Source organism: Levilactobacillus andaensis, from assembly GCF_016861695.1.
GTDB lineage: Bacteria > Bacillota > Bacilli > Lactobacillales > Lactobacillaceae > Levilactobacillus > Levilactobacillus andaensis.
On the sequence record NZ_BOLP01000005.1, the window covers coordinates 37933 to 53016 of the forward strand.

The 15084-nt window shown below is 50.8% G+C and carries 15 protein-coding genes and 1 riboswitch; of the genes, 14 read left to right on the plus strand and 1 reads right to left on the minus strand.

Annotated features, from left to right (window positions below; translation table 11 throughout):
• Nucleotides 1–5 precede the first annotated feature (5 nt).
• The 13 genes from JUF10_RS04810 to JUF10_RS04870 all read left to right on the plus strand — a co-directional run bounded on the left by JUF10_RS04810 (nt 6) and on the right by JUF10_RS04870 (nt 12653).
• Nucleotides 6–380: an N-acetyltransferase gene (locus JUF10_RS04810; RefSeq protein ID WP_203641118.1), complete on the plus strand. Its 375-nt coding sequence runs from the start codon at nt 6–8 to the stop codon at nt 378–380.
• Nucleotides 355–1149, plus strand: coding sequence for a segregation and condensation protein A (locus JUF10_RS04815; RefSeq protein WP_203641119.1), 795 nt, complete (start codon nt 355–357; stop codon nt 1147–1149). The genes JUF10_RS04810 and JUF10_RS04815 overlap by 26 nt, the downstream gene beginning before the upstream one ends.
• Complete coding sequence (gene scpB / locus JUF10_RS04820; RefSeq protein ID WP_203641120.1) at nt 1127–1729, plus strand: SMC-Scp complex subunit ScpB; 603 nt, start codon at nt 1127–1129, stop codon at nt 1727–1729. The genes JUF10_RS04815 and scpB overlap by 23 nt, the downstream gene beginning before the upstream one ends.
• A 1-nt stretch (nt 1730) precedes the next feature.
• Nucleotides 1731–2456 carry a pseudouridine synthase gene (locus JUF10_RS04825; RefSeq protein WP_203641121.1) on the plus strand — a complete coding sequence of 242 codons (726 nt, stop codon included), beginning with the start codon at nt 1731–1733 and terminating at the stop codon, nt 2454–2456.
• Between the two features lie 53 nt (nt 2457–2509).
• Nucleotides 2510–2627: riboswitch (FMN riboswitch) on the plus strand.
• A gap of 121 nt (nt 2628–2748) precedes the next feature.
• Nucleotides 2749–3333, plus strand: a complete 585-nt coding sequence (locus JUF10_RS04830; protein WP_203641122.1) for an ECF transporter S component — start codon at nt 2749–2751, stop codon at nt 3331–3333.
• A gap of 98 nt (nt 3334–3431) precedes the next feature.
• Nucleotides 3432–4484: a helix-turn-helix domain-containing protein gene (locus tag JUF10_RS04835; RefSeq protein WP_203641123.1), complete on the plus strand. Its 1053-nt coding sequence runs from the start codon at nt 3432–3434 to the stop codon at nt 4482–4484.
• Complete coding sequence (locus JUF10_RS04840; protein ID WP_203641124.1) at nt 4462–5886, plus strand: RecQ family ATP-dependent DNA helicase; 1425 nt, start codon at nt 4462–4464, stop codon at nt 5884–5886. Before JUF10_RS04835 ends, JUF10_RS04840 begins: the two co-directional genes overlap by 23 nt.
• A 142-nt stretch (nt 5887–6028) precedes the next feature.
• Nucleotides 6029–6643, plus strand: coding sequence for a LysM peptidoglycan-binding domain-containing protein (locus JUF10_RS04845; protein WP_203641125.1), 615 nt, complete (start codon nt 6029–6031; stop codon nt 6641–6643).
• A 26-nt stretch (nt 6644–6669) separates the two neighbouring features.
• The gene (gene cmk, locus JUF10_RS04850) at nt 6670–7350 is read left to right on the plus strand and encodes a (d)CMP kinase (protein ID WP_203641126.1); all 681 of its coding nucleotides are present in this window, start codon (nt 6670–6672) and stop codon (nt 7348–7350) included.
• 79 nt (nt 7351–7429) lie between these two features.
• Nucleotides 7430–8743, plus strand: a complete 1314-nt coding sequence (gene rpsA, locus JUF10_RS04855; RefSeq protein WP_203641127.1) for a 30S ribosomal protein S1 — start codon at nt 7430–7432, stop codon at nt 8741–8743.
• 103 nt (nt 8744–8846) lie between these two features.
• Complete coding sequence (gene der, locus JUF10_RS04860; RefSeq protein WP_203641128.1) at nt 8847–10154, plus strand: ribosome biogenesis GTPase Der; 1308 nt, start codon at nt 8847–8849, stop codon at nt 10152–10154.
• Between the two features lie 226 nt (nt 10155–10380).
• Complete coding sequence (gene hbs, locus JUF10_RS04865) at nt 10381–10668, plus strand: non-specific DNA-binding protein Hbs (RefSeq protein ID WP_225421803.1); 288 nt, start codon at nt 10381–10383, stop codon at nt 10666–10668.
• Nucleotides 10669–11393: 725 nt separating this feature from the next.
• Nucleotides 11394–12653, plus strand: coding sequence for a tetratricopeptide repeat protein (locus JUF10_RS04870; protein WP_203641129.1), 1260 nt, complete (start codon nt 11394–11396; stop codon nt 12651–12653).
• Between the two features lie 120 nt (nt 12654–12773).
• On the opposite strand, the gene JUF10_RS04875 is transcribed toward JUF10_RS04870, so the two are convergent.
• Nucleotides 12774–13664, minus strand: a complete 891-nt coding sequence (locus tag JUF10_RS04875; RefSeq protein ID WP_203641130.1) for a YitT family protein — start codon at nt 13662–13664, stop codon at nt 12774–12776.
• 203 nt (nt 13665–13867) lie between these two features.
• On the opposite strand from JUF10_RS04875, the gene JUF10_RS04880 reads away from it, so the two are divergent.
• The gene (locus tag JUF10_RS04880; protein ID WP_203641131.1) at nt 13868–15076 is read left to right on the plus strand and encodes a CCA tRNA nucleotidyltransferase; all 1209 of its coding nucleotides are present in this window, start codon (nt 13868–13870) and stop codon (nt 15074–15076) included.
• Nucleotides 15077–15084: the final 8 nt, after the last annotated feature.

The window sequence follows — 15084 nt, forward strand, 5'->3', positions numbered from 1 at the left end:
GACGCATGTTATTAAAATACCGATCAGATTATCAAAAAATCGCGATGGGCTTGTTGAGCCTACTTCCGAGCTTTAAAGACTGGGACCGACTCCAACGTGAATTAGCCTGGTATCAGGGCGGGGAAGATCGGACCCTGTACCTGTGGAAGGACGAGCACGATGATTTTGCTGGCGCTGTGGGGACTGAAACGCAGGGCGATTACCTGATTGTTCGGTTGATCACCCTGATGCCGGATAAGCAATCACCACTGAATAATCGGCGGATGCTGGATCAACTCGCCACGGCGGCTTCTAAAAAACGACTGATGGGCACCTTAAATACAGCGAAAACGATTGCGGACTGGGAGTATCATCATGGACAAGAACAAAACAACGACTGATGGGCAGCCACTGATTCAGGTCAGCGATTTTGAGGGGCCTTTGGACCTACTGCTCCACCTGATCAAGACAAATGAAATGGACATCTATGATATTCGGATCACGACGATCACCAGCCAGTATCTGACGTATCTGCACCAGATGCAGACATTACGGTTGGACATTGCCGGGGAATACTTCGTGATGGCGGCGACCCTGATGGCCATTAAGGCTAAGCTGTTGTTGCCCAAGCCACAGACGGTCGAACCACAAGACGATGCGGAAATGGGTGACCCTCGTGAGGAGCTGGTCAATCAGCTTTTGGAATATCAGCGCTATAAGCAAGCTGCTCAGACCTTAAAGGAATTGGCAGTGGCCCGGCAGCATCACTTTACCCGACCGGCCATGGCGGTTCCAGAAGATGCAACGATCAGTGTGGCCCCAGGGCTGCAGACCAGTGATCTTCAGGCGGCATTGGTCCGGTTAATGCAACAAACGACCCGGGCTAAACCAGTGACACAGAGCATTCAAGAAGAACACTTTACGATCAAAGATCAGATGGCAACGGTGTTGACCCGGTTGGAACATGCCCACGGGCCGATCGCTTTCGATCATTTACTGGGCCATGTTCCGGCTATGGAAGAGGTCGTAACGACCTTTCTCGCCGTCCTAGAGCTCGCCCGGCAACGGCAGGTCGCTTTGACCCAAGTGAGTCGCTTACTGCCGTTACAGGTCAATTTTTTAAAGTTGAAAGGAAGGTATGCCACCGATGTCACCTCTGGCACAGATTGAAAGCTTATTGTTCGTCAGCGGTGATGAGGGTATCACCGTGGCGGACCTCGCTGCCGCAACCGGACTTTTACGGCCAGCTATCCTAGCAACGTTGGAACGGTTGGCCCAGAAGTATGCGGCCGATACCGACTCAGCGCTTGAATTGATGGTCAACGATACGACTTACCGGTTAGTCACGAAGGCAGCCGCTGGGGACGTGATCAAGCATTACTTTGAGAACCCCCTGAGTACCAGCTTGTCGCCAGCGTCCTTAGAGGTGTTGGCGATCATTGCTTACCGGCAACCGATCACCCGGATCGAAGTGGATGAGATTCGCGGCGTGCAGAGTTCATCGACCGTCCAAAAACTTGTTTTACGGCGGTTGATCGAAGCCACCGGCCGCCTAGACGAGCCCGGCCGCCCGAAAGTTTATCGGACCAGCGATTACTTTTTAGATTACTTTGGCTTAAAGCAGCTCAGTGATTTGCCCCCCTTACCCGCTGCTGCAACGACTAGTGAGTCGACCGGCGATGGGGGCGACCTGTTCTTACAGGCCTTTAACCAGCAACTTAACCAATCAGAATCAGGAGATGAATCGTAGAATGGAACGTTTACAAAAAGTTTTAGCCCATGACGGGGTCGCTTCACGGCGACAGTCAGAAAAATTGATCATGAGCGGTCGCGTGAAGGTCAATGGGACCGTTGTCACCGAATTAGGGACCAAGGTGGGCGTCCACGACCAGATCATGGTCGATGGCGTTCAGGTGACCAGTGAAGCCCCAACTTACGTCTTATTGTACAAGCCTCGTGGGGTCATTTCGACGGCTAACGATGAGAAGGGCCGCAAGACGGTGGTCGACCTAGTTGCCGACGTGAGTCAACGAATTTACCCGGTCGGTCGTTTGGACTACGACACGTCGGGCCTGCTCCTGCTGACTAATGATGGGGAACTCGCTAACCGGCTGACCCATCCCAAGTACGAGGTGGAAAAGACTTACGTGGCCCGGGTCAAAGGGATTCCCAACAACGACGCCATGCGAAAGTTACGGCAAGGAATCACCGTTGATGGTGAGACCTATGCGCCAGCCAAGTCGAAGGTGTTGAGCCATGACGACAAGCGCAAGTCCGCCATCATCGAAGTTATCATTCACGAAGGCAAGAATCATCAGGTCAAGAAGATGCTGGAGGCCGTGGGTTACCCGGTTGAAAAGCTGAAGCGCGAGCAGTATGGCTTCTTAACGTTGAAGGGGTTGAACGCCGGTGAAGCGCGGAACTTAAAGCCCGAAGAAGTTAAGGAACTCAAACGCCTGACGGGGCTACTAAGCTAAGCGGTTGACACTGTTCGGGAATGTTAGTATATTAAACATGTAATAAAATTTAGGTCCATCTTCAAGGCAGGGTGTAATTCCCGACCGGCGGTAAAGTCCGCAACCCGTGAGAGCGGTTGATTCGGTGCAACTCCGAAACCGACAGTATAGTCTGGTATGCAGAAGATGAGATGTTGCTTTTTGCGTAGGCGTCATTTTAAAGTACGTAAATTCCAAGGTCTTGCCCTTCTGTGGCGAGACCTTTTTTCATGGGGTCGCGCTACGTGAGATGGCCGCAAGGAGGAACAGTGTGATGGAAAATAGTCGACACGGGTTAAGTGTGCGGGCAATGGTCGAGATGGCATTATTTGCGGGGGTGGCTTACGTCTTAATGTTTGTCTCGCTCCCAATCATCCCAATCGTGCCCTATATGAAACTCGACCTGAGTGATTTGGTGGTCTTGTTGGGGATGAGTTTGTTTGGTCCGGCGGGGGCGGTCTTGATCGCCGCGGTGAAGGAGTTGCTCTACTTCGTCACGACCGGATTAGATATCGTCAACTTCATTGGGGTCTTAACGGCGTTTATCGCCGATCTAGCGCTGGTCTTACCGATCAGTGCCGTCCTCAAGCATCACCACCAGCCCACACTGAAGCGGCAAATCGTCGCCGTTATCGTGGGAACGTTGACGCTGACGGTGGTCTTGTCCCTAGCAAACTGGTGGGTCATTACGCCCCTGTACTTAAAGGTGTGGGGGATGTCACTGGGCTTACCCGTTAACAAGTTGATCCTATTAGGGGTCATTCCCTTTAATCTGATCAAGGGGATCGTGCTTGGAATCTTGTTTATCCTGCTGAGTCGGCGAATGGCACCATGGTTGGCGAAGCATACGCTGTCATAAGACCGGAAATTTTTAAATGTTAAAAGGTGGGGCTGACGAGTCGTTGGCCCCTTTTGTGTATGGTAAACTAGGAACAGACTTGATGAGGAGGGGTGCAGATGGAAGCGGTGGATCTTTTACAGGTGTTAGACCAGAAGCAGCCCCGGCGATTACGGGTCATTGAGAATCTCTTGCGGGGACGGCGAACCGTGTCGACCTTGTATTGGGGCCAGCGCTATCACTTGTTGCCCCTACTGGATGCGGATAAACACTTAGACCGCAGGGCGTTGACAGCGCCGGCACAGCAATTGGTCGCTAATGGTCTCGTGACCCTGGATAGTGAGGAAGATCAGCTGCTGCTGACGTCATCCGGTCAACAGCGACAGTCCGCGGCTTATTATCAACCCCAGACGAGTGACGACTGGCTTAATCTTGACCTGGGGGCGGCACGGCAACGAATCCTACTGGCGGTCCAGGTCACGTCGCAATATGCGCATTCGACTAATCGGTATTACCCCCTGGCAACGGACCTGGCCACACGACGCGTCATTCGGCCGTGGTTTCACCGGATGAAGGGACCACAGCTAGCAGAGATGTTGGCCGCGGCCATGATCCATAGCTTGCAGCAGTTGCCGGTCCAGACGGCGGAAGTTATGACGGATCTCTTGACGGGGTATGAGCACCCTGGATTGACGATCGACCAAGTGGCGAGCGAACAACAGCAGACGGCTTGGGAGATCCAGTTGCGGCAACGCGACGGGATGACGCAAATTGCACGGGATGCGCGACAGAGTGATCATCCATTGCATTCCCTGTTACAACCACTGTGGCGGTCACCGGTCACGCGTAGTGCACAGGCCACGTTGTATGCGGTCGAGCGGGGCGGTAGCTTGGAACATGTCGCGGTACAACGGCACGTGAAGGCCAATACGGTGAAGGAGCATCTCCTGGAGGCGGCAATTTTGTCACCAATGGCGGTTTTCCCCTATGACCAGATACTGCCAGAACACGTGCGGGCGGACTTTGCGTCGGCACTGAACGGCGACATTGATTCGTGGCAGTTTGCGCAGCTCCCGGAAGCCTTACGGACGCGCTATGATTTCTTTTATTTTCGACTATACGCGATTTGGCGGGGACGGGGGATGACAAATGATGGAGTCACTGACAACTAGCCTGCAACGCGTCTTTGGGTTCGATACATTTCGGACTGGGCAAGAGGCGGCGTTGACGGCACTGGAGCAGGGGCAAGACACGCTTGCTATTTTACCAACGGGTGCCGGGAAGACGCTGATCTATCAGCTGTATGGGTATCGGCATCCAGGGTGTGTGCTCGTGATCTCCCCCCTGTTGTCTCTGATGAATGATCAGGTCGACCGGATGCGCGTCACTGGTTTTCGCCGGTCGGCAGCCATTAACTCACTGACGAGTTATGTGGAACGCCAAGAGATTTTGCGCCATCTAGGGGATTATCAATTCCTGTTTCTGTCGCCGGAAATGCTGGCGCAACCGCAGATGCTGGCTCAGGTGCAACAATTGCAACTCAGCCTGCTGGTGATTGATGAGGCCCACTGCATTGTCCAGTGGGGACCGGACTTTCGACCGGAATATCTGCTGTTAGGGGCGATTCGGTCAAAGTTACAACAGCCATTGACATTAATGCTAACGGCGACTGCCGGGAAGACGACCCGCCATGAGATTACCAAGCAACTACGGACGACGCCGGCAATCGTTGCCGAATCGGTAAACCGGCCCAATATCTTCTTAGATGTGGAAAATGTGGCCGATGAGCCGGGAAAACAGGTGCGGCTGAAAAGCCTGGTCAGCCAATTACAGCAACCAGGGGTCGTGTACTTTTCCAGTAAGCAGCAAGCCACGGATACGGCGTTGTGGTTGCATCAGGAGACGGGGCTGAAAGCAGCGGCTTATCATGCCGGCCTGGATAGTGAGGACCGGTTTAAGATCCAGCAGCAGTTTATGGCGGGACAATTGGATGTCATCTGTGCAACGAGTGCGTTTGGCATGGGCATCGATAAGAACAACGTGCGTTATGTGATTCATTATCATTTGCCCGCCGACCTGGAGAGCTATGCCCAAGAGATCGGTCGGGCCGGTCGGGATGGCAAGCCTAGCGTGGCGATACTACTCTATGCGCCGGGGGATGAACAATTGCCGTTGGCGTTGGGACAGTCTAATCGCCCGGATGAGGAGACGATTCAGCGGTACTACGCGCACCCTCAGCAATTCTCTGGGGATGATCCGGTGATCCAATTGTTGGCTTTTTACCGCCAGCATGGCATCAGTCAAGCGGCGGTGACACAAATGTTTACGGGGCGTGAGCGGGAACGCAACCGGGCCTTGGCGCAGATGATGGCGTATGCGCGTGAGACCCACTGCCTGCGTGAACGCTGGTTGGCGGCGTTTGATGAACAGAGTCCCGAGCACACGGTGGCGTGTTGTTCGCCGGGGAATACCCCCTTGAATCTGAATGCCGTGGGGTTAACGCGCCAGCAGCCAATGGTAACCGCGACGACTGAACGTGAGGACTGGGTCGCCCGGTTACAACGATTATTTTAAACGGGGACTAGTTTGCCCGTTAACTTAGTTGACCGGCAATACAAAAAAGCCTTTCATAGCGATATCTTAAAGAAATATGGGTATCGCAAAATCTGTAATAATGATACAATTACAGTCGAAGATTTTTCAGGGAGGTTAGATGATGAGTCAAAAGCGTGACGATCAAACGTCGAAGGAGCAAGAATCCCATCCTTGGGATCAATCGTTTGCCGATGATCGAGACGATCAGGGAAACCTGTCACGAACGAAAATGCGGCGACAAAATCATAGCAATACTATGGTGACGGTTATTCTCGTTGCCATTATCGTTGTGATTGCGGCGGCCTCGTTGGTCTACGGTCTGGCACGCCAGAGCGCGGTTAACCGGCCCCAGAACACGGAAAATGTGGCTGCTGGTTCGTCGAGTTCTTCACACAAGGACAAGGTAACCAAGAGCTCTAAGAGCAGCAAGGCGGCTAAGAAGACTAAAGCCAGTAGCAAAAAGAAATCAACAACATCAACCACAACTGCTAGTTCGGCTTCGAGCGCTAGCAGTTCTTCTGCTACCACCGATGAGTCATCAACGTCTGCGTCAAGCAGCTCAAACAAGAGTAGTAGCAGTTCCGTTGCAGGTGCCAAGTACGCCACGGTTGAGTCTGGCCAGGGTGTTTACCGGGTTGCAACCAATGCGGGTATCTCCGTGCAGAAATTATTGGAATTAAACGGACTCTCTTCCGGGGCATCATTACAACCAGGACAGAGATTACGGGTTCGTTAAACTTTATTTGATAGGAGTTTGGCTTTATGGAGAAACAAGGGTTACAAGTCGCAATTGACGGTCCTGCTTCGGCCGGTAAGAGTACGGTTGCTAAGATCGTTGCGCAACGTTTCCACTACATCTACTGTGACACGGGTGCGATGTACCGAGCAATTACCTGGAAAGTCTTACAGGCCGGTGTGGCTTTGGATGACGAACCAGCCGTTAAGCAGTTGTTGGATCAGATCACGATTCGCTTTGAACCGGGGACACCCGTGCAAAAAGTGTTCGTGGATGATACCGAAGTGACATTAGCGATTCGCCAACCGGATGTGACGAATTCAGTCTCAGCCGTTTCGGCCTTACCAGCGATTCGCGCAGAACTGACGGAACGGCAACGACAAATTGCTGAGGCTGGTGGCATCGTGATGGACGGTCGGGATATCGGCTCGACCGTGTTACCACATGCTCAGGTCAAGATTTTCTTGGTTGCCAGTGTTGACGAACGGGCGCAACGTCGATTGAAGGACAATGCCGCTAAGGGAATCAATACACCTTTGGCAACGTTAAAGCACGAAATCGAAGAACGGGACCGAAAAGATTCGACCCGGAAGGTTTCTCCATTGACCCAAGCAGCCGACGCGATTCGCTTAGATACAACGTCTATGAGCATCGAACAGGTGGCTGATAAAATCGCTGAAACCATCAAAGAAAAAGAATCCCTATAGAAATGGGCTTTTTACTAGCTTTTACGGACACAATCGGCTAGAATAGTATATAGAGTTGTCGCAAGGAGGAAAAATTCGCATGAGTGAAAATGGCACGAGTCAAAACAATGAAAATAACGATCTGTTAGATGCTTTAAACAGCATCGACACCGTTAAAGTTGGTGACGTTGTTAAGGGTGAAGTCTTAGCAATCGATGATGACCAACAAGCAATCGTTGGTATTGCTGATACTGGCGTTGAAGGGGTTGTTCCTAAGAAGGAACTTTCCACGAAACCAGTAGATGATATTAATTCCGTAATTAAAGTCGGGGACGTTATGGACCTCGTCGTAATTTCTCGCATTGGTACCGATAAGGAAGGCGGCAGTTACTTACTGTCACAACGTCGTTTGGAAGCCCGTAAGGTTTGGGACGACATCCAAAAGGAATTCGAAGCAGGTCATACGTTGACTGCACCCGTTACCCAAGTGGTTAAGGGTGGGTTAGTCGTTGATGCTGGTGTGCGTGGATTCGTTCCTGCATCCATGGTATCCGACCATTTCGTTGAAGATCTTTCTCAATTCAAGGGTCAAACTCTTGAATTCAAGATCGTCGAAATCGAACCTAGCGAAAACCGTCTGATCTTGTCTCACCGGGCTCTCGTTGAAAAAGAACGGGCCGCACAAAAGGCTGAGATCATGGCTAAGTTGACTGCTGGCGATGTTGTCGAAGGTAAAGTTGCTCGTTTGACCAACTTTGGTGCCTTCGTTGACCTTGGTGGCGTTGATGGTTTGGTCCACGTTTCAGAAATCGCCTTCGAACGGGTTGAAAAGCCTAGCGATGTCTTGAAGGTGGGTCAAGATGTTAAGGTTAAGGTCTTATCTGTAGACCCAGACCGCGACCGGATCTCTCTTTCCATCAAGCAAACCTTACCAGAACCTTGGGACGGTATTGAAGACAAAGCCCCTCAAGGCAGCGTCTTAGATGGTACAGTTAAGCGTCTGACTAGCTTCGGTGCCTTTGTGGAAGTCTTCCCTGGCGTTGAAGGTTTAGTTCACATTTCCCAAATTTCTCACCAACACATCGCAACGCCTGCTGACGTTTTGAAGGTTGGCCAAGAAATCAAGGTTAAGGTCTTGGATGTTCGTCCTGACGACCACCGCTTGGCATTGTCCATCAAGGCCTTGGAAGAAAAGCCACAATCTGGTGACGAAGCTTCCGAAAGCCACAGCAGCAACAGTAACAACAACCGGAGCCGGAGCAACAATGGCGGTAACAACAACCGTCGTCGTAACAACCGGAACTCTGCTGAAACTTCAACGGCTAACGCCCCAGAAGAAAGCACCGGTTTCTCTTTAGGTGACCTCATTGGGGACAGCTTGAAGAAAGATATGGAAGATAACGAAAACAACTAATACGTTTGGTTGAAGAGGGTTTAGAGCGGAACTTTGTTGGTTTCGTTCTGAACCCTTTTCATGTCAACAGACGTTTGCTTAAAAGTTAAAGGAGGGATTTGTAGTGGCATTTCCAGTAGTTGCCATTGTCGGCCGACCTAACGTTGGGAAATCGACCCTGTTCAACCGGATCGCCGGCGAACGGATCTCCATCGTGGAAGATACACCGGGAGTTACCCGGGACCGAATTTATACCCGTGCCGAATGGTTGGGAACTGAATTTCGGATGATCGATACCGGGGGGATTGACCTCGGTGATGAACCATTTTTGACCCAAATTACGCAACAAGCCGAAATTGCGATTGAAGAAGCCGATGTCATCGTCTTCATTGTGAGCGCTCCTGAGGGTGTGACCGATGCTGACGAAAAGGTTGCTAAGATCTTGTACCGTGCCGATAAGCCAGTCTTGCTGGCCGTGAATAAAGCCGACAACCCAGACGTCAGAGAATCTATTTATGACTTCTATTCACTCGGCTTTGGTGATCCATACCCCGTTTCTGGGGTCCATGGGTTAGGCTTAGGGGACCTATTAGATGCCGTCGTTAAGGAATTTCCTGACGATGACGGTGCTCCTAAGGACGATACGATTCGCTTTAGTCTGATCGGTCGGCCTAACGTTGGGAAGTCCTCGTTGGTTAACGCCATTCTTGGTGAAGACCGCGTGATTGTTTCCAACATTGCTGGGACCACCCGGGACGCCGTCGACACCAAGTTTACCGCGGACGACACCAAGTTTACGATGGTCGATACGGCCGGGATTCGTAAACGAGGCAAGGTCTACGAAAATACGGAGCGTTACAGTGTGATGCGGGCGATGCGGGCCATTGACGACTCGGACGTTGTGCTGGTCGTCTTGAACGCCGAAGAAGGCATTCGGGAACAGGATAAGCGGGTCGCTGGCTATGCCCATGAGGCTGGTCGAGGCATTATTATCTTAGTCAACAAGTGGGATACCTTGAAGAAGGATAACCACACGTTGACGGACTTCCAGAACCTGATTCGGATAGAGTTCCAATACCTGAGTTATGCCCCCATCATCTTCGTGTCAGCGAAGACGGGACAACGGTTGGAACAATTGCCTGAAATGATCAAACGTGTGTCTGAGAACCACAACAAGCGGGTTCAATCCGCAACGTTAAACGATGTGATCATGGACGCTATCGCACTGAACCCAACACCTTCCGACAACGGGAAGCGGTTGCGGGTTTACTATGCGACACAAGTGGCTGTGGCCCCACCAACCTTCGTGGTCTTTGTCAACGACCCGAAGATGATGCACTTCTCGTACGAACGATTCTTGGAGAATCAGATTCGGGAACACTTCGATTTCGAGGGAACCCCAATCCATCTGATCGAACGGGCGCGGAAGTAATTTAGGTGCGTGAGACCAGCTTTGGGACCGTTTTTAGGTGATTTTTCGCCAAAATTGACGATTCTTTTAGGATAATTGCTAAAAAACACCGTTATCCCTTGTCATATAAGGCTTCCTGTGCTATCTTTGATAAAGAAATGATGCGGTTGACCGTATTTGTTTCATCATTTTTGGACCACTCAAAAATGATCACTAGATGGCATTCATCTAATCTTCTGTTCAGGAGGTGAATTCAAACATGGCAAACAAAGCACAATTGGTTAGCGACGTTGCAACTGCAACTGGTTTAACTAAAAAGGACGCAACGGCTGCAGTTGATGCAGTCTTCGATTCTGTTCAAGCAACGTTAGCTAAAGGCGAAAAGGTTCAACTGATCGGCTTTGGTAACTTTGAAGTACGTGAACGTGCAGCTCGTAAGGGCCGTAACCCACAAACTGGACAAGAAATCCAAATCCCTGCAAGCAAAGTACCTGCATTCAAGCCAGGTAAAGCTTTAAAGGATGCTGTTAAATAAGCAATTATTTAACGCGTAAAAAAGCCAGTACGGTGTATGCCGGACTGGCTTTTTGTTACGCTCTAAACGATGTTACGCGATAGTGCGAACTAGTTGCACTACGGCTGCCAGGGATTCTGCCTGCTGTGGGGGAATGTCTTCGGTCTGAGAAGCGGGCTTCAGACTCGCTTAAAAGCCGCGAAGATCATGCGTCTCTTAGATCATCCTACGATGTAAGACGGAAAAGACGCCGACTAACATCGTTGACACGGTCGGCTAAGTTTATGATTTACTGTGACTATTTCCGAGAGCCTCGTGTGTTTGATATTTTACTGACAACCTAAACTTCTGTAGCAAGTTTTATAAGTATAGTATTGGTTGCTGTAGGACTACTACGTAAGCCGAGAGGTCGGCAGATATGGGCTCAGGCGCGTCGTTCTGCTTAGTTGGCGGTGGTTTTCCGCCGGCTTAGCAGAAAACCAATCTTGTAGACTCGTGATTTTCGAGGCTTCAAGTTGCGTTCGCACCGTTCCAGCCCATATCTGCCGGCCGGTAAGGCGTTGCATCGACTATGTTGCCAAGTTGGACAATTCATGATGAGTGGTTAAAAATAAGTCAAAATAGCAGTATTTCGGGCAAAAATCTTGTAAACTAGAATAGTTGCGCAATAAGTCGTAACCAGCAATTAATCGTGAGCACCATTTAGTGGTTAATTGTAATAGGAAAATGATAATTGGAGGCGGGTTATGAGTTACGCAGAAACGGCATTGGACCTATTAGAAAAGGGTCAACTTGAAGAATTTAAGAAACAGTACGCCTTGTCCCTGCGGCATGACGATGATGACACGCTGTTTAGTCTAGCCGAGGAGCTGTACTCGTTAGGTTTTTTGAATCAATCCCGACGAATTTACGAAAATTTATTGAAAAAGTATCCAACTGAAGACGAATTACGAACCAACTTGGCCGACATTGCCATTGATGAAGATAAAAATGATGAAGCCTTGGAATATCTGAACGAGGTCAGTCCTGAGTCATCGGCCTACGTCCAGGCCTTGATGGTGGCGGCGGATCTTTACCAGACCCAAGAGCTCTTTGAGGTCAGCGAACAGAAATTGTTGACGGCCAAAAAATTGGCCCCTGACGAGCCAGTCATCACGTTTGCCCTGGCTGAGCTCTACTTCACCATGCGGGAGTTTAGAAAGGCCATTCCGCTGTATCTAGAGTTGATTACGGCCGGGACCACGGAACTCTCACGGGTCAACTTGGTCGAACGGCTAGGAGTTGCCTACGCCAATGCCGGGCGTTTCGAACAAGCCATCGGTTATTTGAAGCAGATCCATACCGGTGACATGACCCCGGATGTGAAATTTGAAACGGCGTTCACCTACCTCCAACTGAAGGACCGAACGGCCGCCATTCGTTTATTTGGCGAGTTGAAGGACAGCGATTCGCACTATACGTCACTGTATCCTTATTTGGGACAGGCGTTGGAAGAAGAGAATCGATTAGCCGAGGCCTTGACGACCTTACAAGAAGGGCTGGGTGTCGACCAGTACAACGAGAAGCTCTGGCTACAGGCGGCTCACGTGGCCACTAAGCTCGACGATGAGGCGTTGGCTGAGAAATACCTGAAGAAGGGCCATGAGCTCGACAGCGATGATCTAGGCGCCGTTATTCAGCTCAGCAACCTGTACGTCAAGCAGGAGCGTTGGGACGAAAACGAGGACTTAGCTAAGCCATACGTGAAGGCCGAAGATGCGGATCCACAGTTATATTGGAACTTGGCGGTCACAGCTGAGCACAAGGAAGAGTATGACCTGGCACGCAAGTACTACGACGCGGCCCAGCCGTTCTTTATGGATCAGGCAGACTTCTTGAAGCCCGCCATCTACTTCTACCGTGAAGAAGGGGCCAGCGAGACGGTCGTTAAGTTATTGCAGGCCTATTTAAAGGTCGTCCCAGACGATGCCGAAATGGCGTTGATGTTGGAAGGCTACCAAGATTAGGGAAGGTAAAAGGGCGACTCATTGGAGTGGCTCTTTTTATATAGTTAGAACACAAAAACTACTTTAACTTATAGATAATAAAAAAAGCAACCGCCAAACCCGCGGTTGCCAACCCAGTCACTAACGCTTCAATTTCCCCAACCAGCCCTTTTTAGGGACGGCAAACGTAAAGCCTTCACCGAGTGCTTCATTAACATTGATCACCGAGACGAATGCGCGCGGATCGTTACGCTGAATAATCTGGCGTAACCGATGCAGTTCACTTGGTGCCACGACCACGTAGATCATTTTTCGTGACTGGTGCGAGTAACCACCTTCACCATCGATCAGGCTCACGCCGCGACCTAACTCGTCCATAATATTATCCGTAATCTCTTGATGGTGGTCCGATACGACAATGATTCCCCGCGCAGCGTAGGCGCCTTCCTGCGTGAAATTGACGATGCGCGCGAAGATGTAGGAATAAATCAGCGTGTAGGCCATGTGTTGAATGTCAATATAAACCAATGAGACCAGGAGCACGATCACGTCCAAGTAGAGGAGGGTCCGACCCATTGGCACGCCGCGGAATCGCTCAAAAATGCGGGCGATGATATCTGTCCCACCAGTTGTCCCACCATAGCGGTAGAGCAGACCGGAACCGAATCCACCGATGACCCCAGCGCCCAGTGCGGAGAGCAAAAGGTCGCCGTGCAATTGAATGACGATGGGTACCCGTTGCCAGATCCACAAGAATACCGACAGCATAATCGTTCCGTAAATTGTATAGATCAATGATTGCCGGCCCAGAAAACGCCACCCAATTAAAATGAGGGGAATGTTGATCAAAATCGTCGAATAGGCGGGGTCAATGCCGAACAAGGCCCGTAAGATCAACGTGACCCCAGAGATACCGCCATCCGCTAAGTGATTGGCAATGTTAAAAAATACCAATCCAAAAGCAAACATGGCGCACCCAACCCCAATCATAATTAAATCTAGCACATGAATTGACTCGTCCTTTTGTGTCATCTGCATCTCTCCCAACAAAAAATCCTCATTTTATGATAGCACAGCCAATGTAGAAACTGCTGAGAAACTGATTAGCGAATCGTGGTTTGAATTCAATTCTTGCGGGGAATCTGTTAGACTGGCATATAGAACCTTGTGGCTACTCCCTAGTTGAGTGGAACACAAGCACTGACAGAATTTAGCTGGCAGAAGGGTGAAAGATAATGAAGTTAGAACACTTACCAAATGAATTTGAAGCCGCGCGACCAGTCCTTCAGACCATCGAAGCAGCTGGCTACGAAGCCTACTTCGTGGGTGGCAGCGTCCGCGATACGATCCTAGGGAAGGCGATTCACGACGTTGATATTGCGACCAGTGCCTATCCCAATGAAATTAAGGGCCTGTTCAAGCGAACGGTCGACACGGGGATCGATCACGGCACCGTCATGATTTTAGACCACGGGACTGGCTATGAGACCACGACCTTCCGTTCCGAATCGACCTATACCGATTTTCGGCGCCCCGACCAAGTTACCTTTGTCCGGTCCTTACAGGAAGATCTAAAACGCCGTGATTTCACCATTAATGCGCTGGCCATGCGAGAAGACGGTGAGGTCATTGATTTGTTCGATGGCTTGACCGACCTAGAAAACCACCATATCCGGGCCGTGGGCGACCCCCAAGAACGGTTCCACGAAGACGCTTTGCGGATGATGCGGGCCGTGCGCTTTGCCAGTCAGCTCGATTTCGACATTATCCCTGAGACCGAGGCCGCCATTACTGACCACGCCCAGCTTCTGGCTAAGATTGCCGTAGAACGGACCCAAGTAGAATTACAAAAAATGTTCACGGGAAAGGCCCCGCAAAACGGTCTAGCCGTCTTCATGCGAACTGGTCTGTGGCAACATTGCCCGGACTTTGCGGCTCACGAGAACGACCTACAGACACTGAGCACGCAACTGAAACGAGGCACCTCCAGTGACACGGCGACCTGGACGTTATTAGCCACGAAATTTGGCCTAGACTATACCACAATTACGTCATTTCTCAAGCATTGGAAGGCCGCCAATCAGATGATTACGGCCGTTCAGACCGCCAGCCGACTGGCACAAACGTTATTGACTAAAGAACCCAACGCTTGGCAATTGTACCAGTGCGGCGCTGACCTGACACCCGTGGCCAATGAAATCGCCGTCATCTTAGGTGCACCCGACCGCGGCAATGATCTGACTCAGCGGTTGCAGGCGTTACCCATCCAGCACAAAAAAGAACTCGCCGCTACCGGTAAAGATCTGATGCAGGCGGGCGTTCAACCAGGACCACAACTCGGCGCTTTGCTGGGTGACCTGGAGTACCAAGTCGTTACGGGACAACTGCCAAATGAATCAGCGGCATTGGTTGCCTACGCGATGGCCCAATCGAATTTGAAATAAGAGAGTGA